Consider the following 22,484-nt stretch of genomic DNA (forward strand, 5'->3'; position numbering starts at 1 on the left):
GCGGCATCTGCATTGCGTAATAACATTTCAAAATTATCGCCATCCGCCGGATAAGACACTATCCCGATACTCGGTGTCACCACTAAATCCAGATCCATTTCCTGAATAGGCTCTGAAACGATTTTGAGTATTCGGTGTGCTGAATTCGCTGCAGAAATAACGATATCACTTCCCCTGCCGGCAACAAGGACAACGAACTCATCTCCGCCAATACGACTGACCGTATCAACTTCACGCACCGCTCCTTGCAACCGCTGAGCGACCTCCTGTAACACCAGATCCCCCATACTATGACCTAACGAATCATTAATGTTTTTAAATCGATCAATATCAATAAACATTAATGAGAAACAGCGCACTTCATGCCGCTTGGCTCTCGCTATGGTCTGCGCAACACGATCCATTAATAAGCGTCGGTTTGGCAACCCCGTCAGATCATCGTATTCCGCTAAATAGCGCAGCTGCTCTTCGGTGCGCTTTTTATCAGTGACATCACTAAAAGTAGCGATATAATTAATCACATCACCCTGTTCATTTCTGGAAACAGAGATAGATAGCTGCTCAAGGTAAACATGTCCCGATTTAGCCCTGTTCCATATCTCGCCACGCCATTGACCTGTCTTATCAAGCGCTTCCCAAATAGCAGCATAGAAACCAGCAGTGTGTCGCCCTGAAGATATCACCTTAGGCGTCTCACCCAGCACATCCTCTTCTGTATACCCGGTGATATCAGTAAACGAGCGGTTTACCGCCACTATCCTATTGTCCGGATCAGTGACCATAATGCCTTCACGAGCCGTCTCAAATACCCGCGAAGCTATTTTCAGCGCGCGTGCGTCACCCTCAATGCGGATTTGTTTCGTTTCGATATCTGCCTGATAGCACATGAACAATCTTTTAAGCCATTGCCCATATCCCCACACAACCAGCACCAAAAACACACCGACGCAGGCAAGAACCAGCAGTAACCATTGGCCATCCTTAACTAACTGTTGTTTCAGCTCAGCCTGCTGACCCATGAAGCGGATATAATCCTGAGTGGAGTGAAGCTCGGTTTTCAGACGCGATTTCTGGCTTTCAAGAATTTCCTGATAGAGCACCGCTGCCCGCTCATCACCCGCAACATACTCACGCGAAACAAAAAAACCAAAAATAGTAATAAGCAGTAACAACACAATACCCATCATTCCCCAGGTTTGAAACCTGAGTATGGAATGAGCATCTATACGCAATGACATAAATATGAGGTCTATTCCAGCAATTAATAACCGATTCCCGTTCAGTGATCGGTAAAGACCGGTACAACCGACGACCTATTCAGGGCGGCGATTGTATAACAGCTTTTAAGAGCAGAATAGCAAAATGAATGTAGGCTTAATGAGACACCAGATTTAGTTACTCTATGCTCAACAAGAGTCACAGCCGAATTAAGGATAGCCATCAGCTGTCAACTTACGCTCAATTTCGTACCTTATCGATTTTTCTGATATCGACAGCCGCAGCGCTTTCATTGCTATTTTTTAATCAGCCACTTCCTTGAGAGGTTTTTCCGCGACGATTTTTTTTCCCATCGCTTCTGTTAATAATGAAGCAATTTGATCTGAATACTTCTTGTGATCTTCACTGCTCATCGGTGAGTAATTTAAATTCTTAAAGGTGTCAGTCATACGACTAAACCAACGGCGGGTGTCTGCTTTTGTTTGAAACAGCATCGGAGTATCGACAATGTTAACCAGTAATGAAAAGCTACTTTTCTGGCGTTCAATATCAGTTGAAACATCCACATCATCAAAGGCATCCTGCTGCAAATAGACCATATCGACTAAGGTTGCTTTTTGCTCGGTGACGAAATCAGCCTGACTTACGCCCTCCTCGCCCGTCACCTGCATCATTCTGGATATTTCATCGCCTCTGATCAGCAACTGATTGATATGCGCCACGCCATCCAACCAGGAGGGTCCCATATTTTCTGAAAACCACGGCGTAAGCTGCTCTGTATAACGGCTCCAGGACTGCAGAGGATCTACTGCCGGATAAAAACGTTTGTAGGCACGATCATAACTGAGCCCCAAAAAAGTCTTAACGGTATTCAGGGTTCCCTGTGTCACCGGCTCTTCAAAGTTACCCCCCGCAGGTGAAACCGTGCCGATCAGGGTTAAAGAGCCCTCACTGTTATCATTGGTTCGGATGACGCCCGCCCGCTCATATAAATTACGAATTGAAGATTCAAGGTAAGCCGGGAACGCTTCTTCGCCGGGTATCTCCTCTAACCGACCCGAGGTTTCACGCATTGCCTGCGCCCAGCGGGAGGTAGAGTCAGCAATCAGCAATACTTCATATCCCATTTGACGATAGTATTCGCCAAGGGTTACGCCCGTATAAATGGAGGCTTCCCGGGCAGCAACAGGCATCGAAGAGGTATTACAAATAATGATAGTACGGTCCATTAAGGTACCGCCGGTATGAGGGTCCTGTAGTTTGGGAAATTCGGTAATGGTTTCAACGACCTCACCAGCACGCTCGCCACAAGCCACTACAATAACAATATCAACATCAGAGTAGCGGGAAATCAGGTTTTGCAACACCGTTTTTCCCGCACCAAATGGCCCGGGAATACACCCTGTTCCGCCTTTAGCGATAGGAAAAAACGTATCGATAAGACGTAAGGTGGTTATGATTGGCTGGGTTGGGAATTTACGCTCACTGCTGCCATGTTTGATTAGATTAACCGGCAGAGGAATACGCACCGGCCAACGCTGAAGCATAGACACCTCGTGAAGCCGGCCTTTTTCATCACGCAATCTTGCTATAACGGTTTCAACGGGAAACGTCCCCTCCTGAATCCACTCGATGGTATGTACCCCCCTGAGCAAAAACGGCAGCATAATCTTATGAGTAAAACGTCCTTCTTGTACCGTGCCCAAAACATCACCGGGTTTAAGCTTATCCTTTACACGACGTTTGGCCACAAAGGCCCATTTGGCATTTCGATCCAGTGCGGTAGCCACTTCACCACGAAGAAGAAAGCGCCCATTCATCACTTCTAAGCGGTGTAACGGGTTTTGTAACCCGTCATATACCTGGCTCAGCAAACCAGGCCCAAGCTCTACTGAGAGCATCTCTCCACTTTGTTCTATGGGGTCGCCAATAGCGACACCGGTGGTATCTTCATACACCTGAACGTCGGCGCGGCGCCCTCTCACCCGAAGTACTTCGGCCTTTAGCTTCTCCTGCTTAGTGCCGGGTTTTTTCTGCGGGCAAATAAAAACAACTTCGTTTTTAACCAGTGGTGTAATCACTCCTCCTGCGCCTTTGTCTATCGTTTCAATGGTAACGACATCATCACTAACCGATACAACCCGCGCCGTGGCATTAATAGTGTTTACTTCTGATATTTCCTGATTCATGCCATTGCCCTCAGTTCTTCGATTGACTGCTTCAACCCTGCCTGCACAAGTTCTTCAAAGTGTTGTTTAGCAACGTCGGCGTTATAACAGCACCAGCGATCAACAAGATCCCATTTCACTGCGTAAAGCCAGACATCAGAAAATGAATAGGGCTTATCTGCATGTTGGCGCGAATAATAATTCCACGCAGTCGACATCAGATGGCGCTCCAGCCCATAACTATCGCCTGATTCCAATAACTCTTTTGCTGTTGGTAACCAGGGAAAACGTGATTCCAGTTTAAACGTAGGATGATGCCAGTTTCGACGAATATGACTGACATAGTGACCATACCCCCACAATGTTTTACTATCGGGAGCATCAAGCCCTTGTTTTCGACGTCGGAGGGCTGCAATCACCGTACGAAAATCCATTCGCCACAACTGCCACTCTTTAATATCCTGTAAGGCTAACGCCTCAATGATACGTGTCGCCTTGTGCACGAGCTCTGCGTCGGTATCATCAAGCTTAAGCTGCCCCCAATAAAAGGTTCCCGCCAGCTCTACAACCAGATCCCGGGATTCAATGTCGAGCATATTTAACCTTTTTCTGAACTGCACGGCAGAAATGGGAGGCCGCTGACGAATAAAGGGATTATGTAGATAAGGCAATGAGCAGAGCAACTCTACATAGTCTGCATTAACGTTAGGATTTATCATATGCTTCGCCCACTAACTCACCACCCCTTCAAGCATTGCTCTGAAGCGGGGCTGCAAATGCTTGAGCAACATGTCTGATAGTGATTTATCCGTCATTTCTACTGTCACTTCGCCATCATTCAGCAAAAATACAAGCCCACTGCTGATATTGTTATCAAAGCGTATATCGACCCCTTTTGTTAGCAACTTTCTGGCAGTATCAGACACTAACTCCACCAAAGCCCCCTGCTGAAGAGAACCGGGATCTTCACGTAGCTCATTCAGACCTACTGCTTTATCCGGTAAAACAATGGCTTGCGGGGCATCAGGTATCGATATTTTTGAGACGGCAGAGATAAGCAATAGTTTGAGTGTGTCCGGGTCTTGCAACTCTTTCTCAACCAATTTACGCAACTGTTCCGAGAATTGTACGGACAGCTCATCTTTAAGTTTTAACTTTATATCCCTGAATGCCAGCGCCAACGCGTCATGACCAGCCTCTGTGACAAAACGGTAATTCACATCGGCTTCTTTCTTAATCGCTGCAGCCTCTTCTTTGGCTTGTTTAATAATCCATTCTGCCCGCTGCTCAGCATCTTCAACAATTCGAGTGCCTTGCGTTTTACCTGCATTGACGCCTTTCTCCCGAATTTGATCAATCAGCTCCTGCACGCCACTGGCAGACTGTTGGGTATCTAAAGACTGTGACATATCGACCTCTTATTCCTGAGCTTTGCGCGTAAACTCTACTATCAGCTTTCCCTTATTCAGGAAACAACCAAGGGGGTAATCATTTAAGCAGGCAAAGAACCTGCAAGCACTAATGCAAAAACGAATGCGAATACAGCAAAACCTTCAACAATAGCGGCAGGCGCAATTGCCAGACCAAATATTTCAGGTTTATTTTTAGCCGCATTAATCGCAGCAACCAGTGCCTGCCCCTGATATATAGCACTCATCATGAGCGCCAGGCCGGTCAGCAGACCAATCGCAAAAATACCCGGCGAGTTACCAACGGTAAGCTCACGATTCAGCGTAAACATCACGACAATACCCAGAATAACCTGAGTGGAAGGCATGGCAGATAACCCTATATATTTACCATAACCGCTCTCTGTATCCAGCAAAGCGCCGGCGGCGGCTTGCCCCGCGCGCGCACACCCGCAACTACTACCGATTGCGCCCAATGCTGTGGGAGCAAATATACCCAGCCACCCTAAAGCAATTATGAATTGTTCCACTGTTACTCTCCTCGTTTCTTAAAAGCTTTAAAGGGGTAGCCTTCGCCTTTCACACCCCAGTTGTAAAATTCAAGCAAATTCAGGCGCAAGCCATGAATCACGCCACTCATAACACCCAGCACAAAATTTAACCCGTGACCCAAAACAATAATTAACGCGAACAAAATAAACCCGCCCGCTGACACCGAGTCTCTCGCCTCAACCGCAAGATCATTAAAGGTAACGGCCAATGAGGCACTGGATAAGCCAAGAGCGAACAAGCGCATATAACTCAGCACGTCACCAAACGCCTTCGACAAACTATATAACGCCGTAAAACCATCAAATAACTGTAAGCACGAATTTTTTACGCTATCCAGTTTGCGCTCACCTGAAAACAATAAAATGAGCAGGATCCCTGCAATCACAACTTTCACAGAGAACGTACCTGCTACATCAAGGTCAGTGACACGCATGTAGCTAAGCCATAAAGCAAAAGCACCGATAATGCTGAGCACCCAGCCAACGGACGAAAGCGCGACTAACGAGTCACGCCGTCCCCACGCAACCATGCTATTTGCAATCACCAAATGCAAAACGCCCGCACCAATTGATAATTTCATCATTGATGAAAAATCGTTGATATTAATCACATGTAAGCGACTCAGAAGCGTTCCATCGGGGGGTGTAATGCCAAAGTAACTGCCCACCAACATGCCATAACCAAACGCAGCGACAACAAGTGCCAACCACAGATTACGAATTCTTACTGTGGTTTCACTGCCACTGAGTTTCCGCCAGCAGATCAACAGAATGCCGCCCAATATCAGCGCGTAACCGGCATCAGCCATAATCATTGAAAAGAACAATGAAAAAGAGAAAAAAATGACGATTGAAGGATCCCAGGAACGATACCCGGGTAACTGGAAGAAAGAGACCGCTTCTTCCCCACCTCCCATAATACTGTCATTTTTCAACAGCGTAGGCGGAAGCTCGTTTGCAGCAGGCGCATCAAGCTGAAAAGCAACCGGCAAGCCTTGCGCCCACGCTTCAAAAGCAGACCTGCTTTCGTCAGGCAACCAGGACTGTAAAACAAAAAAATCACCTGAATTCCAAACAAGCTGCTCCGCCAGTTTCAGTTCATGGGCATTAATAGTGTCATTCAAAGATAACGTAAGCGGCATTATCCAACGGGTTAGCGACTGTCGCTCGGCATTTAAATCTTCTAACCGTACTAACGCATCATTTTTTAATTTAGCCAGGCAGGAAAGGGAGTTGGGGCCGATATGCGCTCGTGGAAAAGGTACCTGCCCTTCATCCGGCTCATCAACGGCGATCACTACCAGATAGATACTTTTGTGGTCTTTATTAATAATTTTCCACGGAAGTTCAACCTTCTTCAACAGCGCTTCTTTGCTCAGTGGCACTAAATACAGCCAAACCCGATACTGGTTCAATTCATCCAGCGGTGGAAACTCAAAATCCCCCCATACGCTTAATTCTTTTTGCCTCGCTGTGATTAATTCAATTTCATCAATGACATCTTCGCGGGCATGTTTGTTTTTTATGACCCGATCAATCACTTCTGATAATTCAATCGACTCAGATGGAATCTGTCTTCTTCTTTTATAGGGAGCGCTGATCAAATAACTTAATGCTTCCCGCAGGCAGATGGTCGCATCCGTGGCTTGATCTATGGTCTGTTCTGACAGTGTAATAAGATGAGCTAACCCAAATGCCTGAAACTGCTCCATAATGGCGCTTTTTTCATTCATTTCGCCAATAAGCGTTAGTTTTTTTAATGTCGCTATGCTCACAGTTGCTCTCCTGCTATATCGACCAGCTTTTTTTGTTTAGCCAGCTTAGAGCGAACAACACCCGCCCTTTCCTGATCTGATAAGAAAAGGCCAATTTTCTTTATATTGACTTCAGCTTCGGGGATGAGCACTTTTGAAAACAGATTAACCCGCTGAGTAATGGTACGTGCAGCCGCTTTTAATTTTTCAAGCCTGATCCGCAGCACTTGCTCTTCCATTTTCAGCAGCATTACTTTCTCTAGTGAGACGGTTAGTTCGTCAAACCAATGCGGACGGATAAGATAGCCATATTCGGCTCTTTTAAAGTGAATGCTCTCTAAAACAGGTACCTTGGTTCCTAACAGGTTTTCTTCAGCAAGTTGAAAACTTTCGACAACAACCAAACCCTCCATTTGAATATTGACGACGGCTAACATCGGCAGCTTTTGATATACAGACGCTTCCAGAGACTGAATATCATCCACATGCTGCTGCAACGCTTCCTCTGCTTTTTTTCGCTCCAGCAACAACTGCTTCTGTTTCATCTCCAGCGATGGCAGATAGCGACCGTAGGCCGCTTTACGCTGCTTTTCTTTACTTAAGGCACTTTTATTAAGCGCTAACTTTGCCATCAGTCCCTGCCCAATATTTGTCCTTTAATGCCTGCTTAATGACCACTTCTTCTTTATCAAAACACTCAGCAAGCAATACCCAGCAAGCATCAAGCGCGGGTTCCAGCTCCATCGAAATATCAAGACGCATAAATTGCTGTTTAAACAACTGACTGAACTTCAATAATTTATGATCAAACTCACTCAAATCAAATGCCATCGCCTGTTTCTGCTCGGCCTCAACACCTTCAGAGTAATAGCGAATCATAGTATTCATGATTTGGCTGTGATCATCCCGGGTCTGCTTACCTATGACATGCTGCTTAAGACGAGATAACGAACCGAACGGATCAATCACACCATTATGCAAATAAAACTGGCCTTCTGTGATATACCCTGTGTTGTCAGGTACCGGATGTGTCACATCATTTCCCGGCATAGTAGTCACCGATAATATTGTCACCGAACCTGCGCCTCTGAAGTCGCAGGCTTTCTCGTAACGACGCGCCAACTGAGAGTATAAATCCCCCATATAGCCACGGTTGGATGGGATATGCTCCATCGCGATACCAATTTCTTTCATGGCATCCGCGTAAGCCGTCATATCCGTCATCAACACCAATACTCGTTTACCCTCTTCAACGGCCAATTTTTCGGCTACCGCTAGTGCGAGATCAGGCACCATTAATCGCTCGACGACCGGATCAGATGCAAGATTGACATACATAACGGTTCGCGACATTACGCCGGCATCTTCAAACATTTTTTTGAAGCCGTAGTAATCATCAAAAATCAAACCCAGACCGGCAAAAATAACGACATCAGCATCCGCCTGCACCCCAATACGCCCTAAAAATTTATTAAAAGGTTCGCCGGCAACCGAAAAAATAGGAATCTTCTGGCTTTCAACAAGACAGTTAAATACATCTATCATCGGGACATTAGTACGAATCATCCGGGAGGCAAGCACACGCGCTGTCGGGTTTACTGTAGGGCCATTAATGGCAACCTTAGGTTCCTGAGTCAAACCAGGCCCGTTGTCGATAGGCACACCAGAGCCATTAAAAATACGGCCAAAAATATTTTCAGAATAAATGGCCTGCATGGTTTCACCCAAAAAACGCACCGATGCATTATTCGACAAACCTTTGGTTCCGGAAAATGCCTGTAATGACACTAAGTTATCGGACAGCTTGATGATCTGCGCTAAAGAAAAAAACTCGCCGTTTTGTTCAATAACCGCCAGGTCACGGTTTCTTGGCGGTGTACTCATAGCCGCCACATCAGACACGCGTAAGTTGATGATATCTCCGACAATACTAGCAATGCCTTTATAGGAAGTTAACCCTAAGTCCATTTATCAATCCACCCTCATGCCTTCTAAAATTAAGAAATTCAGTGACCAGACCCAAGCACCACTTTCCCGCTATCTCACTAACAGAGATTTATTGAGTAACCGGCATTTCCCATAATCGCTATTTTTAATGCAATAGCTGTTTTAATACCAACGCTGCTGTAAATAAAAAGCGCAGCTCTTGTTTACACTCTCGTTTACACGTCAGCCAGTCGATAAACGCGATAGGCGACCTCTTCAAAGGGATGAACGGCCTTGAGTGTTTTTACAACCGCTTTAATCAGATGATCTTCACACACCATTTCTACTTTCCATTCGGCTATTTTTTCCAACTGCCCCCGTTTTCCTATAAACGGCTGGCTACCCTCCATGGGGCGAAACTGGCCTTGCCCCTGTACCTGCCAGCAGCAGGAATCATAATCACCAATACGACCCGCACCTTGTGCAAATAGTGCGGTTTTGACCGCCTCTCTATGTGACTCGGGAACATAAAACACAAGTTGATACATAAACTAACTCACATCTCAAACCACTGCATTGACCTATAACATAAGACATTGCTCATCCATTGTGCAAGTGCATCATTAGAAGAATTTAAATAGCGTTCATACGCCACATAGCTGACGCAAAATCAGTACTGATCAGCAAAAAACCGACATCTTTACACTATAATAGATAAACGTTAATTACATGGGTCACGCATGATCAGACTGTTAAGCGTTTTAGTCGCTATTGTTTTGTTTTTTATCTGGCTGGCACCCGATAACCATACGTCCATAGAACACACACCCCGCGTACTCCCGATTGCCGCATCATTGGCGACGCCCATTCAAAAAGAAGCGCAAAATACGCAACCTTTTCAGATTAAAGAATACACACTGCAGCCTAAAGCAGAAATCCACCTTGCGGCGCGCTTACTCGGTAAAGAACGCTATCGATTGGGAAGGGAATCCGATTTATCACCTATGGATCTTGCACTTGGCTGGGGGGCAATGGCAAACCCTCAGGTAACAGAACAGATACAGATCTCACAAAGTGGCCGCTGGTTTCATTGGAAAACAGATAAGCTACCCATTCCACGCCGTGAAATAGAGCGAAATGCGGCGAACATGCATATCATTCCGGCAAATCAAACGGTAGAGAAGCAATTATCACGCATTGAGAAAGGCGATATCATCCGGCTATCAGGACAACTGGTCGATATACAAAGTCAGGACGGATACTTCTGGCGCACGTCAATGAGCCGCGAAGATATTGGAGCAGGAGCCTGTGAAATTATCTATACAACACAGTTAGATATAGTCCCAGCCTCCTCATACAACTAAAAACGAAAAAGCGATGCAGACTAACGAATCACATCTCGTCGATTTGACGACGGATATCTTCGATTTTCCGTGCAACGACTTTTTCCAGATGATCAATATCATCCAGCAATTTAGCTTTACGTGATTGGGTCGTTTTATCGGCACTGACTAACTGATCCAGTTCGCCTACAGCACGTAAAAAGTAGGGCGACGATTCTGTCGTAGCGATATAAGGAACACGACCTTCATTGACACGCATATTTTTATGCATGCGCTTGAATTTAAACTTTTTGCTTTTTGCCATCCAATCGCCCTGATGGCGATGGAAATAGATTTTCAGGATATCTACATCGCCTTCAATACGAGAGGTATAACGCTCGATATCAGAAGTTTCATCAATACCCATTTCTGTTAATGTTGGAAATTTTTCAGCTGACATAACCCTACCGCTCCATTGTTTTTCTTATCAAACCAAAGTATAGAGCACCATAAGAAAAAAATTCACTAAAGGAAACTAAAAATCTGCATTAAAACTAGTACATTAGCTAATATAAAAAAAGCCGCTGATGAGCGGCCTTATCAAGAGTTAACGCAACCGGGATTAACGCAGACCCAATACATCCTGCATATCAAATTGTCCGGTTGATTGTGTACCCAGCCAAGCCGCTGCACGTACTGCCCCTTTTGCGAAAGTCATTCGACTGCTGGCTTTATGTGTAATCTCGATACGCTCGCCTTCAGTGGCAAACAATACCGTATGATCACCCACCACATCGCCCGCACGAATCGTTTCAAAACCAATCTCTTTCTGCGTGCGCGCTCCGGTTTTGCCTTCACGTCCATACACAGCACACTCTTTAAGATCACGCCCTAAAGCATCGGCGACCACTTCGCCCAAACGTAATGCCGTACCTGACGGAGAATCGACTTTGTGACGATGATGCGTTTCTATTACTTCAATATCGTAATCATCACCTAATGTACGCGCCACAAGATCCAGAACCTTGAAACAGACATTCACACCAACACTCATGTTGGGCGCAAACACGACGGCCGTTTCCTTAGCACGCGCGGCCAGATGTAGCTTCTGGTTATCGGTTAAGCCTGTTGTACCAATAACGATTTTTTTACCATGCGCCGCACAAAAATCCAGATTAGTCATCGTCGCTTCTGGCGAAGTAAAGTCTATCAGCAGATCAAAATCATCTTTCACTGACGCTAATTTATCAACCAGGCGAACATCCAGCTTACCCACACCCGCCAATTCGCCAGCATCAGCACCGATCAACGAACTTCCTGGTTGCACGACCGCGGCTGTTAAACTCACACCGGGTGTCTGACACACGGCTTCGATCAAGGCTTTTCCCATACGCCCGGCGGCACCCATTACTGCAATTCTCATCATATTTTCTCTCTGTCCTGAGCGCCGCCGCTATTCTTTTTCCAGGTCTATGCGCTGATTCATATTGAATGCAGGTTTCTCGCATCCAGACGTTCCTACCACATGAGCAGGAACACCCACCACCGTGGTATAACATGGCACATCTTCCAGCACGACACTGCCACCACCGACTTTAGCGCCCTTGCCAACTTCGATATTACCTAAAATTTTAGCACCCGCGCCGATCAGGACACCTTCACGAATCTTCGGATGACGATCACCGCTTTCATTGCCCGTACCACCCAGAGTAACGGACTGTAAAATCGACACATCGTTCTCGATCACACAGGTTTCACCCACCACAATACCGGTCGCATGATCAAACATAACCCCATGACCAATTTTGGCAGCCGGGTGTATATCTACCTGACACATAGTGCTGACACGACTTTGGATATACGATGCCATTGAACGACGGTCCTGATGCCAGAACCAATGGGCTACACGATGCGCCTGCAAGGCATGAAAACCTTTCAGATAAAGCAGCACTGTAGAGCAATGCAGTACCGCAGGGTCACGCATTCTGACTGCAATAATATCGTGACACGCCGCGATAATTATCTCAGGATCTGAATCCATCGCTTTCTCAAACAACTCGCGCAGCAATAACGACGACATTACATCATCCGCTAACTTGCTGGCCAAAAGGTAAGATAACGCTGATTTCAGATCAGAATGATTAATAATACAAGAGTGGTAAAAGCTGGCAAGGCAAGGCTCTTTCACAACTTCAGTTTTTGCTTCTTCCTGAATACTCAGCCACAACTCAGCAGGTTCTGTCGTTAGATTCGTCATAGGTAACACTCCGGACTACTCGGGCCGCCAGGCGGCCCGATTTACATCAATCTTCGAAAAACTTTTTCACAGAATCAAAGAAGGAGTGCCTCTTTGGACTATGTTTTCTATGCCCTTCTTCAGTCGTTTCCTGGAACTCGCGTAACAGTTCTTTTTGACGACTATTAAGATTAACAGGGGTTTCCACCACGACTTTAACCATCAGGTCACCTGCACCACCGCCACGAACCGGAGCCACACCTTTACCACGTAAGCGGAAAAGTTTACCCGTTTGAGTTTCAGCAGGAACTTTCAGTTTTACGCGACCATTCAGCGTCGGCACTTCGAGCTCACCACCCAAAGCAGCATCGATAAAGCTGATAGGGACTTCACAGTAAAGATGTCGGCCATCGCGTTCAAAGATGGCATGCTCACGCACACTCACCTGAACATAAAGATCACCGGCCGGGCCTCCGTGGCTGCCAGCTTCACCTTCACCTGACAAACGAATACGATCGCCCGTATCCACCCCCGCTGGAATCTTAACGGATAATGTTTTGGTTTTCTCAACACGTCCCTGACCATGACAGCTATTACAAGGATCGCTGATTACTTTACCTTCGCCACGACATGTTGGACAGGTCTGCTGCACGGAGAAGAATCCCTGCTGCATGCGCACCTGACCCACACCGCCACAAGTGCTACATGTTTTAGCCGAGGTGCCTTTTTTAGCGCCACTGCCATCACAGGGTTCACAAGGAACCAATGTAGGCACTTTGATGGTTTTTTCAACACCACGCACCGCTTCTTCAAGCGACAAATCCATCGTATAACGAAGATCAGCACCACGTTGAACGGAGCTACGACGGCCGCCGCCACCACCTCCGCCAAAGATATCACCGAAAACGTCACCAAAAACGTCAGAGAAGCCACCATCAAAGCCACCACCGCCACGCATACCAGGATCGACACCGGCATGACCATACTGATCATAGGCTGCTTTTTTCTGCGCATCAGAAAGCACTTCATAAGCTTCGTTCAGCTCTTTGAACTTTGCTTCTGCCGATGCATCATCAGGGTTACGATCCGGGTGGTGTTTCATCGCCTGACGACGAAACGCCTTTTTAATATCCCGATCATTCGCGTTACGTTCAACACCTAAAATTTCATAATAATCTTGCTTAGACATATCCGGAAAAAGTCTCTTGCAGCGGTTAGCTCCCGCCGGGAGCCGGACACAACAACGCGGGCTAACGCCCGCGCTGTCACACTTCAGTAATTACAAGGGGTAAGAAAGATCTTACTTCTTGTCATCCTTTACTTCTTCAAACTCAGCATCGACAGCGTCATCAGCAGTATTTTTTTCAGCGCTGGCTTCTTCAGCAGCGCCTTCACCTTGCTTAGCCGCGTCTGCATACATTTTCTCTGCCAGAGCAGAAACAAGAGTAGTCAGCGCTTCAGTTTTACTATCGATATCAGCTTTATCATCCGCTTTGAGTGCCGTTTCCAAATCAGTGATCGCAGCTTCAATCGCTGTTTTCTCTTCTTCAGTTGCTTTATCGCCACCTTCTTTCAGCGTTTTCTTCGCAGAGTGAACCATCGCATCACCATGGTTACGTGCCTGCGTTAACTCTTCGAAGAGTTTATCTGCATCAGCATTCGCTTCTGCGTCGCGCACCATCTGCTCAACTTCTTCATCAGTTAAACCTGAAGAGGCTTTGATGATAATAGACTGCTCTTTACCGGTTGCTTTATCTTTAGCAGATACGTTCAGAATACCGTTAGCATCCAGATCGAAGGTTACTTCAATCTGCGGGATACCACGCTGCGCTGGTGGAATGTCCGCCAGGTCAAAACGGCCCAGAGATTTATTCTGCGACGCTTGCTTACGCTCACCCTGTACTACATGGATGGTTACCGCACTCTGGTTATCATCTGCTGTAGAGAAGATCTGAGACTTCTTAGTCGGGATAGTCGTGTTCTTGTCGATCAATGCAGTGGCAATACCACCCATTGTCTCGATACCCAGCGTTAGCGGAGTAACATCTAACAACAGAACATCCTTAACATCACCTGACAATACCGCACCCTGAATCGCTGCGCCTACGGCTACGGCTTCATCCGGGTTAACATCTTTACGTGCTTCTTTGCCAAAGAAGTCAGCAACAACCTGCTGAACCAAAGGCATACGTGTCTGACCACCCACCAGGATTACTTCGTCGATATCAGAAGCGCTCAGGCCGGCATCTTTCAGCGCAATACGGCAAGGGTTGATCGAGTTTGTTACCAATTCTTCAACCAGAGATTCCAGTTTTGAGCGGGTAATTTTCACATTCAAATGCTTAGGACCGGTTGCATCAGCCGTAATATAAGGCAGGTTTACATCAGTAGACTGTGAAGTAGACAGCTCAACTTTTGCTTTTTCTGCCGCTTCTTTCAAACGCTGCAAGGCCAATGGATCATTATGCAGATCAATGCCCGATTCTTTCTTGAACTCAGCAGCCAGGTATTCGATCAAACGCATATCGAAATCTTCACCACCAAGGAAAGTATCACCGTTAGTCGCCAATACTTCGAACTGGTGCTCACCATCTACATCAGCGATTTCGATGATAGAGATATCGAAGGTACCACCACCCAAGTCATAAACAGCGATTGTTTTATCGCCTTTAGACTGGTCCATACCGTACGCCAGTGCTGCAGCTGTTGGCTCGTTGATAATACGCTTAACATCCAGACCTGCGATCTTACCCGCATCTTTAGTCGCCTGACGCTGAGAGTCATTAAAGTAAGCCGGAACCGTGATAACGGCACCCGTTACTTCTTCACCCAGATAGTCTTCCGCTGTCTTCTTCATTTTTTTCAGGATTTCAGCAGAGATCTGTGGCGGTGCCATTTTTTTATCTCTTACCTGTACCCATGCATCGCCATTATCAGCTTCGATAATTTTGTACGGCACCATGCTGATATCTTTCTGCACAACATCATCTTTAAAGCGACGTCCGATCAGACGCTTAATAGCATATAGTGTGTTATGCGGGTTAGTTACAGCCTGACGCTTTGCAGACTGACCAACCAAAATTTCATCTTCGGCATAGGCAATAATAGAAGGGGTTGTACGATCACCTTCAGCGTTTTCGATCACGCGTGTTTTACCGCCATCCATAACTGCCACACAAGAGTTGGTCGTACCCAAATCTATACCAATAATTTTACCCATGTTTTTCTCTCCGAAGTTCTCAGCTCATTGTGTGAGCTATAAATCTGTTAAAATCTGTATGCCCTTTATATGGATACGTTTTATACAATTTCAAGGCATTTACTAAGGATTTTTTAACTTTTTGAAACCATCACCATCGCCGGACGAACTAAACGCCCATTCAGGGTGTACCCTTTCTGCATAACCGCTACAACGGTATTTGGCTGAGCATCCGGAGCATCGACCAGCGACATGGCCTGATGCAAAACAGGGTCGAATACCTCACCTTGCGGGTCAATTCGTTCTACTTTAAATTTAGCCAAACCGCTGATAAACATTCCGTGCGTCATTTCAACGCCTTCACGCAAGCTTTTGGTCGCCTCATCGTCAACATTACACGCTTCAAGTGTACGCTCGAGGCTATCGACAATAGGCAGCATTTCATTTACAAATTTATCCAGTGCAAACTTATGCGCTTTTTCAACATCCTGCTCAGCACGACGACGTACATTTTGTACATCGGCTGCCGCACGTAGCACCTGTTCTTTAAGGTCAGCCGCCTCTTGCTGAGCGGCTACCAACTGTTTTGATAATTCATCAACAGCCGGGCCCTGCTCATCACTCTTTGCTGCATCGGCATTCACAACTTCTTCAGCTTTCGCCTCCAATACTTGTTCAGCCTCTCCTGCTACAACATCAATGTCGTCGCTTACTACTTGTTCATTTTTTGTCGTCTGGTCATTTGCCATTGGGGCTCTCCAACTCAAGCAGCCATAAAATACTAAAAAATCGAATGGCATGTTTATGGGGATTAACGCCAGCAAACTCAACCCTAAGCAGATTTTTTTTTAACATAACCGCAGGGACACGATTGCACCTGAAACAAAAATCACTTATAAATAAACTACTGTATAAAAACACATGTATGGATCTCTGGTTATGCTGACACAATTGACTATCCGCAACTACGCTATCGTTGAATCTCTCGATCTGGAACTCAGCAAAGGGATGACTGTTGTCAGCGGCGAAACCGGGGCGGGCAAATCTATTATGCTGGACGCGCTAGGCCTTGCGCTGGGCTATAGAGCCGATAGCGGCAGCGTCAGACAAGGGGCGGAGCGTGCCGAAATCATTGCCAGCTTCAATATAGACACACTGCTAGAGGCACAAGACTGGCTGAAAGAGCAGGATCTTGATCAAGACAATGAATGCATCATCAGACGCGTTATTACCCGCGAAGGCCGTTCACGCAGCTACATCAACGGTCAACCCTGCCCACTCAACGCCTTAAAAGAGCTGGGCGAATACCTGATTGCGATACATGGACAGCATGAACACCAGCGTTTGTTAAAAAAAGAACATCACCGCGAACTTCTCGACCAATTCGCCAGCAACACCCAGCAGGCCCAAACGGTTAAAAACCTATACCATGTCTGGCAAAAAAAGCAGAAGCGCCTCGAGGAACTGCTCAATCAGGATGATGAACAGCAAGCCAAAGTCCAGTTGCTCAGCTATCAGTTGGACGAACTCAACCAACTCAGCATGACAGAAGGCGAGCTGGAGCATCTGGAAGAGGAACAAAAAACCCTCAGCCAGGCAGGCAGCATTCTTCAAAATGGACACCAGGCCTTAGAACTGACGACAGAAGGCGAACAGGAAAATTGCGTTCAATTACTGCATCACGCCATACAGATTCTCGCTGAGCTGAAAGATCAGACACCCGCCATCGCACAGGCCGCCGAATTGCTGAATAGCGCGCAGATACAAATAGATGAGGCAAGTCAGGAACTGCGCCATTACCTGGATCGTGTAGAGATCAACCCAGAGCGATTAATTGAAACAGAAGAACGCCTGTCCTGTATTTACGAAATTGCACGCAAACACAGAGTGCCGCCTGAATCACTGCCTGATTTTCATCATCAACTTAAAGTTGAACTTGAGTCATTACAGAATTCTGATGAAATACTCGCACAGCTCAACCAAGAAATGGAGCAGCTCTATTCGCAATATCAAAACGCCGCAAACAAACTGAGCATATCGCGTAATAAAGCAGCCACTCAGATCAACAGTCAGATTAATGAGCAGCTTCACCTGCTGGGTATGACATCGGCCTGTTTTACCGCCTCCCTTAGCAAAACAGACAAACCACAGGCCAGCGGCTTAGAAGATATCGAATTCCTGATCTCCACCAACAAAGGCCAACCGGCACGCCCACTGGCCAAAATAGCATCCGGCGGAGAACTGTCCCGCATCAGCCTGGCGATACAGGTCATTACGGCGCAAAGCTCCACCACCCCCACGTTGATCTTCGATGAAGTCGATGTTGGTATTGGCGGCGCCATTGCAGAAGTGGTTGGCCGCATGCTGAAACAACTGGGTGAGCGCGCACAAATCATGTGCGTCACTCACCAACCACAAGTAGCCTCACAGGGACATCAACACCTGTTTGTCAGCAAACGCGCAGATAAAGAGAACACACATACCCAAATCAATTCGCTCGCAAAAAAAGATCGCATACAGGAGATTGCCCGTATGCTGGGCGGCATCGATGTAACGAAGCGCTCCATCGATCATGCAAAAGAGATGCTGGGATATTAAAACCAAAAAACCGACGCATGGTCGGTTTTTTAGTCATTTACTGTAGGATTACTTGGCAGAACAGCCTTCGCTACAAACGCCATAAAGATACAGAGTTCGATCTGTAATCGTAAAACCAAGCTCTTTCGCAATCTGGTATTGCCTGTCAATCAATTGCTGATCAACAAACTCACGCACCCTTCCACACTTAATACAAACAATATGATCATGTTCTTCGGCACTCGCCAATTCAAAAACAGAATGGCCGCCCTCAAAATGATGACGCGTCACTAAGCCAGCGGTTTCAAACTGCGTTAAAACACGATAAACCGTCGCCAAACCGACATCTTCACCAATTTCCATCAGTAATTTATAAATATCTTCTGCACTAAAATGATCACCCTCACCCGCTTTTTCGAGAATCTGGTAAATCTTAACGCGCGGCAAAGTAACTTTAAGGCCTGCCTTCCTTAACTCTTGATTTTCGAGGGACATGATCTTTACTCTATTGATTCCAACAACTGAATGTTAGACTGTATTATCTTTATTTACACGCAAAAGTGGAAGTCATTTACAGATGCGAAAGTTTCTAATTAGCATTATCGCGGTTACTTTATTGTCAGGTTGTTCAGAATTCCCTGGCGTATACAAAATAGACATTCCTCAAGGGAATATCATTTCGCAAGACATGGTTGATGAACTCAAGCCCGGCATGAGCTACAGCCAGGTCCGCTATGTATTGGGCACGCCCTTAGTGGTAGATACGTTTAACGGCGAACGCTGGGATTACATCTACACTTTCAAAAAAGGCGGAGAAACAAGAACACAAGAGCAACTATCGGTGTTTTTCACCGATGGTAAACTCACCAGCTTTTCCGGCGATTATAAACCATCTGACACACCCACTGAATAGCTATCAGCTAAGCAGCTATTGCTGAGCTGCCTGTTGCGCTTTGAGCTTAGCCGCTCGTTTAGCTCTGGCCTCTTTAGGGTCGGCTATTAACGGGCGGTATATTTCTACTCGCTGCTTCTCCTTCAATACAGTCGTCTTTGGGTCTTTTATTGCCTTGCCGAAGATCCCCATAGCATCTGATTCGATATTGATCTGCGGATACATCCGCTCAATGCCCGACAGCTTAACTGCTTCATAGGCAGTGGTGCCCGGTTCCACCTTAAGCGCGATAATTTTTTGCTCTTTGGGCAGTGCGTATGCCACTTCCACATTGATTGTTTCTTCATTCATAAACTGAATCCGCCCGCTGCACAAAAGCGCCTACCAGAGTTGTCGCCACCTGATTAAAGACTTTACTCATCGCCATATTCTTAAGCTTTCCGTCAAACTCAAAACCCATATTCAGGCTAACCTTACAGGCTTCATCGCCCAAGGGTTCAAAAGTCCACACCCCTGACAGCTTCGAAAAAGGCCCCTCCACGAGTTCCAGCTCAATGCGCTCAAATTTCTTCAGTCGATTGCGCGTCGTAAAGCTATACTTCAACCCCGCTTTAGCCAGATAAAGCGTTGCCTCCATCTTATGCTCGTCTTCATACAAAAGTTCAGTCTTGGCACACCAAGGCAAAAAATCCGGGTATGCAAGCACATCATTCACAATCTCGAACATCTGCTGAGCACTATGAAGAACCAGCGCACTACGGTTAACCTGCGTCATTTATTTGTTCCCACTCTACTCTGCAAACTTATTGTACAAATTCAGAGCGAAAATTACTGCAACAGCGACCGGCGCAATATAACGAATCGAAAAATACCAGGCCGAAAACCAAAAATTCTGTTTAAAAGACAACTCATCCTCTAACGCATAGCGCTTGATTTTCCAACCCGCAAAAATAGCAATAAACAAACCACCCAAAGGCAGCATTATATTTGCTGTCGCAAAATCCATCAGATCAAAAAACGTCATACTGCCAATTTTAAAATCAGACATGAAATTAAATGACCCCAAACATGCTACGCCAAGCAACCATACCAAAGCACCCAAAGCAGTACAGGCTGGCACACGTTTAATGCCAAACTTCTCAACGATCCAGGCCGCAGCCGGTTCCATTAAAGAGATAGCCGAAGTCCAGGCCGCCACCGCAATCAGAACAAAGAAGAGAAAACCAAAAATATGCCCGCCAGGCATCTGCCCAAAAGCAACCGGCAAGGTAATAAACATCAACCCAGGGCCAGCCCCGGGGTCTAACTGATTAGCGAATACAATCGGAAAAATAGCCAGGCCGGCTACCAGGGCAACCAAGGTGTCCAACACAGCAATCATCATCACTGTGCTGCCGATACTCGCCTTCTTCGGCATGTACGAGCCGTATGCCATAATGGAACCCATGCCCAGGGACAAGGTAAAGAAAGAGTGCCCTAACGCAACCAAAACGGCATTCCAGGTTAACTGTGATGGATCAAAGTGAAACAGAAAATCAAAGCCCTGACCAAAAGCACCCGATGTCATGGAGTAAGCTAACAAGATAAACAGCAGCACAAACAAAGCCGGCATCATAATACGCGTAGCCCGTTCCAGCCCTTTACTCACTCCACCTGCGACAACCGTCATCACCATCACAACAAAAACGCTATGCCAGATCAGTAGCGTCTCGGCATCAGCCAACAACACCTCAAAACGCTTGCCCGCCATTTCACTGCCAATATCAATGAAATCACCATTGGCCATACCAGCCACATAGTAAAGCACCCAGCCAGCCACAACCGAGTAAAAAGAAAAGATCATCACACCCGCCAATGCACCCACCCAGCCGGCCAGCGACCAGCGGGGGCTTAGCCCGGACTCAACGGCAAGATCTTTCATTGAATTGATAGGACTCTGACGCCCACGGCGACCAATAAGGACTTCCGATACCATGATCGGAATCCCAACCATCAGAATACACACCAGATACACTAAAACGAACGCACCACCACCATTCTCACCCGTGATGTAAGGGAACTTCCAGATATTACCTAAACCGACTGCCGACCCGGTCGCCGCCATAACAAAAACCCAACGGTTCGACCAAGCCCCATGAATGGATAATTTCTCTTGCATACGCGTCTCTGGTTATATTTTATTTACAATTAGAGTGATAAACGCGCATTGTTCCCTTTCTGAGCGGCGTTGACAACTTTAGTACAAGCAAATTTGCAAAAATCATTCATTAAATAATCAATAAATAAAGGTCAGGTAGCTTCCTCCCGACCTTCTCCATCGCTATAATCCCGAGCTATGGCTAAACAGAAGAAAACAAAAAACACCAGTAGCACTATCTGTCTCAACAAACGCGCTCGATACGAATACCATATCGAAGACAAAATTGAGGCAGGAGTTTCGCTTGCCGGTTGGGAAGTAAAAAGTCTACGCGAAGGTCGCGGACAGTTGGTCGACTCCTATGTCCTGATCAAAGATGGAGAAGCATGGCTGGTTGGTGCCAACATGACACCATTAGCTCAGGCGTGCACCCACTTTGTCACCGAACCCCGCCGTGACCGCAAACTGCTATTACATCGCCGTCAGATAGAGAAGCTAACCGAGCAAATCGAAGCGAAAGGCTACACCTGTGTCGCCCTGGCTCTGTATTGGAAAAACGGCCGTGTAAAATGCGAAATAGCACTGGTGAAAGGTAAACAACTTCACGACAAACGTGAAACCGAAAAAAACCGGGATTGGGATCGCCAAAAGCAGCGAGTAATGGCTGAACGATAAAAACAGCGGCGAAACTTCTTTCATTTCACACTGTCATACAGCTATAATCCTCGCCACTTGGGGGTGACATGGCTTCGACGCCGATTACAAAACCTTGAGTGCATGCCGTGAGTGTAGTGAATCACGTAAATCAATTACTACACAGTTATAGTTGCTAACGACGATAACTACGCTCTAGCAGCCTAAGGGCCGCTAGCGCCGCACTCAAAGGTGTCTGTAACTTAGAGGTTCGCGGTGTCATATGAGACAGAATCGCCCGGATGCTTCGCCTTAAGCTGAACGGTTAAAACTAAAAAGGCTCGCCCTAAACGCCCTGACCCTCGGGCCGTGGTGGGTTAACTCAATAGAGGTGTCTACGCATGTAGACCTTGAGGCAGCGGATGGGCGGACGCGGGTTCGAAACCCGCCACCTCCACCAAA

23 protein-coding genes and 1 other RNA gene are annotated in these 22,484 nt (G+C 46.5%); 5 read left to right on the plus strand and 19 right to left on the minus strand.

Annotated features, from left to right (window positions below; genetic code table 11):
* The 9 genes from ABY436_RS11030 to ABY436_RS11070 all read right to left on the minus strand — a co-directional run.
* On the minus strand, nt 1-1,238 hold a 1,238-nt coding region (locus ABY436_RS11030), incomplete at its 3' end, for a diguanylate cyclase domain-containing protein (protein ID WP_372739028.1).
* A 282-nt stretch (nt 1,239-1,520) separates the two neighbouring features.
* Nucleotides 1,521-3,407: a V-type ATP synthase subunit A gene (locus ABY436_RS11035; protein ID WP_372739029.1), complete on the minus strand. Its 1,887-nt coding sequence runs from the start codon at nt 3,405-3,407 to the stop codon at nt 1,521-1,523.
* Nucleotides 3,404-4,105 carry a DUF2764 family protein gene (locus ABY436_RS11040; protein WP_372739030.1) on the minus strand — a complete coding sequence of 234 codons (702 nt, stop codon included), beginning with the start codon at nt 4,103-4,105 and terminating at the stop codon, nt 3,404-3,406. Before ABY436_RS11040 ends, ABY436_RS11035 begins: the two co-directional genes overlap by 4 nt.
* Before the next feature lie 12 nt (nt 4,106-4,117).
* Complete coding sequence (locus ABY436_RS11045) at nt 4,118-4,795, minus strand: hypothetical protein (RefSeq protein WP_372739031.1); 678 nt, start codon at nt 4,793-4,795, stop codon at nt 4,118-4,120.
* A gap of 83 nt (nt 4,796-4,878) precedes the next feature.
* On the minus strand, nt 4,879-5,325 hold the full coding sequence (locus ABY436_RS11050; RefSeq protein WP_090724020.1) for an ATP synthase subunit C: 447 nt from the start codon (nt 5,323-5,325) through the stop codon (nt 4,879-4,881).
* 2 nt (nt 5,326-5,327) lie between these two features.
* Entirely contained in the window at nt 5,328-7,121 is a 1,794-nt protein-coding gene (locus ABY436_RS11055; RefSeq protein ID WP_372739032.1) for a V-type ATP synthase subunit I, read from the minus strand.
* Nucleotides 7,118-7,732, minus strand: coding sequence for a V-type ATP synthase subunit D (locus tag ABY436_RS11060; protein WP_372739033.1), 615 nt, complete (start codon nt 7,730-7,732; stop codon nt 7,118-7,120). The genes ABY436_RS11055 and ABY436_RS11060 overlap by 4 nt, the downstream gene beginning before the upstream one ends.
* Nucleotides 7,713-9,068 carry a V-type ATP synthase subunit B gene (locus ABY436_RS11065; RefSeq protein WP_372739034.1) on the minus strand — a complete coding sequence of 452 codons (1,356 nt, stop codon included), beginning with the start codon at nt 9,066-9,068 and terminating at the stop codon, nt 7,713-7,715. The genes ABY436_RS11060 and ABY436_RS11065 overlap by 20 nt, the downstream gene beginning before the upstream one ends.
* A 194-nt stretch (nt 9,069-9,262) precedes the next feature.
* Nucleotides 9,263-9,574, minus strand: coding sequence for an NGG1p interacting factor NIF3 (locus tag ABY436_RS11070; protein ID WP_372739035.1), 312 nt, complete (start codon nt 9,572-9,574; stop codon nt 9,263-9,265).
* Nucleotides 9,575-9,766: 192 nt separating this feature from the next.
* Between ABY436_RS11070 and ABY436_RS11075 the strand changes: the two genes are divergently transcribed.
* Nucleotides 9,767-10,390 carry a hypothetical protein gene (locus ABY436_RS11075; RefSeq protein ID WP_372739036.1) on the plus strand — a complete coding sequence of 208 codons (624 nt, stop codon included), beginning with the start codon at nt 9,767-9,769 and terminating at the stop codon, nt 10,388-10,390.
* A 28-nt stretch (nt 10,391-10,418) separates the two neighbouring features.
* Here ABY436_RS11075 and ABY436_RS11080 read toward each other — a convergent pair whose 3' ends face one another.
* From ABY436_RS11080 to grpE, 6 genes are all read right to left on the minus strand, one after another.
* Complete coding sequence (locus ABY436_RS11080; RefSeq protein ID WP_372739037.1) at nt 10,419-10,808, minus strand: DUF3461 family protein; 390 nt, start codon at nt 10,806-10,808, stop codon at nt 10,419-10,421.
* Nucleotides 10,809-10,970: 162 nt separating this feature from the next.
* Nucleotides 10,971-11,774: a 4-hydroxy-tetrahydrodipicolinate reductase gene (gene dapB / locus ABY436_RS11085; RefSeq protein WP_372739038.1), complete on the minus strand. Its 804-nt coding sequence runs from the start codon at nt 11,772-11,774 to the stop codon at nt 10,971-10,973.
* Nucleotides 11,775-11,801: 27 nt separating this feature from the next.
* Complete coding sequence (gene cysE / locus ABY436_RS11090; protein ID WP_372739039.1) at nt 11,802-12,605, minus strand: serine O-acetyltransferase; 804 nt, start codon at nt 12,603-12,605, stop codon at nt 11,802-11,804.
* Nucleotides 12,606-12,651: 46 nt separating this feature from the next.
* Nucleotides 12,652-13,773, minus strand: a complete 1,122-nt coding sequence (gene dnaJ, locus ABY436_RS11095) for a molecular chaperone DnaJ (protein ID WP_372739040.1) — start codon at nt 13,771-13,773, stop codon at nt 12,652-12,654.
* Nucleotides 13,774-13,884: 111 nt separating this feature from the next.
* Complete coding sequence (dnaK, locus tag ABY436_RS11100; protein WP_372739041.1) at nt 13,885-15,804, minus strand: molecular chaperone DnaK; 1,920 nt, start codon at nt 15,802-15,804, stop codon at nt 13,885-13,887.
* A 113-nt stretch (nt 15,805-15,917) separates the two neighbouring features.
* Complete coding sequence (grpE, locus tag ABY436_RS11105) at nt 15,918-16,532, minus strand: nucleotide exchange factor GrpE (RefSeq protein WP_372739042.1); 615 nt, start codon at nt 16,530-16,532, stop codon at nt 15,918-15,920.
* Between the two features lie 190 nt (nt 16,533-16,722).
* Between grpE and recN the strand changes: the two genes are divergently transcribed.
* Nucleotides 16,723-18,381, plus strand: coding sequence for a DNA repair protein RecN (gene recN / locus ABY436_RS11110; RefSeq protein WP_372739043.1), 1,659 nt, complete (start codon nt 16,723-16,725; stop codon nt 18,379-18,381).
* A 48-nt stretch (nt 18,382-18,429) separates the two neighbouring features.
* On the opposite strand, the gene fur is transcribed toward recN, so the two are convergent.
* The gene (gene fur, locus ABY436_RS11115; RefSeq protein WP_372739044.1) at nt 18,430-18,855 is read right to left on the minus strand and encodes a ferric iron uptake transcriptional regulator; all 426 of its coding nucleotides are present in this window, start codon (nt 18,853-18,855) and stop codon (nt 18,430-18,432) included.
* An 82-nt stretch (nt 18,856-18,937) separates the two neighbouring features.
* Between fur and ABY436_RS11120 the strand changes: the two genes are divergently transcribed.
* Nucleotides 18,938-19,273 (plus strand): outer membrane protein assembly factor BamE, encoded by a 336-nt coding sequence (locus ABY436_RS11120; RefSeq protein WP_372739045.1) that lies wholly within the window; start codon nt 18,938-18,940, stop codon nt 19,271-19,273.
* 15 nt (nt 19,274-19,288) lie between these two features.
* Here ABY436_RS11120 and ABY436_RS11125 read toward each other — a convergent pair whose 3' ends face one another.
* Genes ABY436_RS11125 through ABY436_RS11135 form a run of 3 tightly spaced genes read right to left on the minus strand, consistent with a single transcriptional unit; the run spans nt 19,289 to nt 21,410 of the window.
* Nucleotides 19,289-19,603 carry an RnfH family protein gene (locus ABY436_RS11125; RefSeq protein WP_372739046.1) on the minus strand — a complete coding sequence of 105 codons (315 nt, stop codon included), beginning with the start codon at nt 19,601-19,603 and terminating at the stop codon, nt 19,289-19,291.
* Nucleotides 19,596-20,027: a type II toxin-antitoxin system RatA family toxin gene (locus ABY436_RS11130; protein WP_372739047.1), complete on the minus strand. Its 432-nt coding sequence runs from the start codon at nt 20,025-20,027 to the stop codon at nt 19,596-19,598. The genes ABY436_RS11125 and ABY436_RS11130 overlap by 8 nt, the downstream gene beginning before the upstream one ends.
* A gap of 15 nt (nt 20,028-20,042) precedes the next feature.
* Nucleotides 20,043-21,410: a sodium-dependent transporter gene (locus tag ABY436_RS11135; protein ID WP_372739048.1), complete on the minus strand. Its 1,368-nt coding sequence runs from the start codon at nt 21,408-21,410 to the stop codon at nt 20,043-20,045.
* Nucleotides 21,411-21,587: 177 nt separating this feature from the next.
* On the opposite strand from ABY436_RS11135, the gene smpB reads away from it, so the two are divergent.
* Nucleotides 21,588-22,064, plus strand: coding sequence for an SsrA-binding protein SmpB (gene smpB, locus ABY436_RS11140; protein WP_372739049.1), 477 nt, complete (start codon nt 21,588-21,590; stop codon nt 22,062-22,064).
* A 59-nt stretch (nt 22,065-22,123) separates the two neighbouring features.
* Nucleotides 22,124-22,482: a transfer-messenger RNA gene (gene ssrA / locus ABY436_RS11145) on the plus strand.
* Nucleotides 22,483-22,484: the final 2 nt, after the last annotated feature.

The sequence above is a fragment of the Neptunomonas sp. genome (assembly GCF_041601355.1).
GTDB lineage: Bacteria > Pseudomonadota > Gammaproteobacteria > Pseudomonadales > Balneatricaceae > Neptunomonas.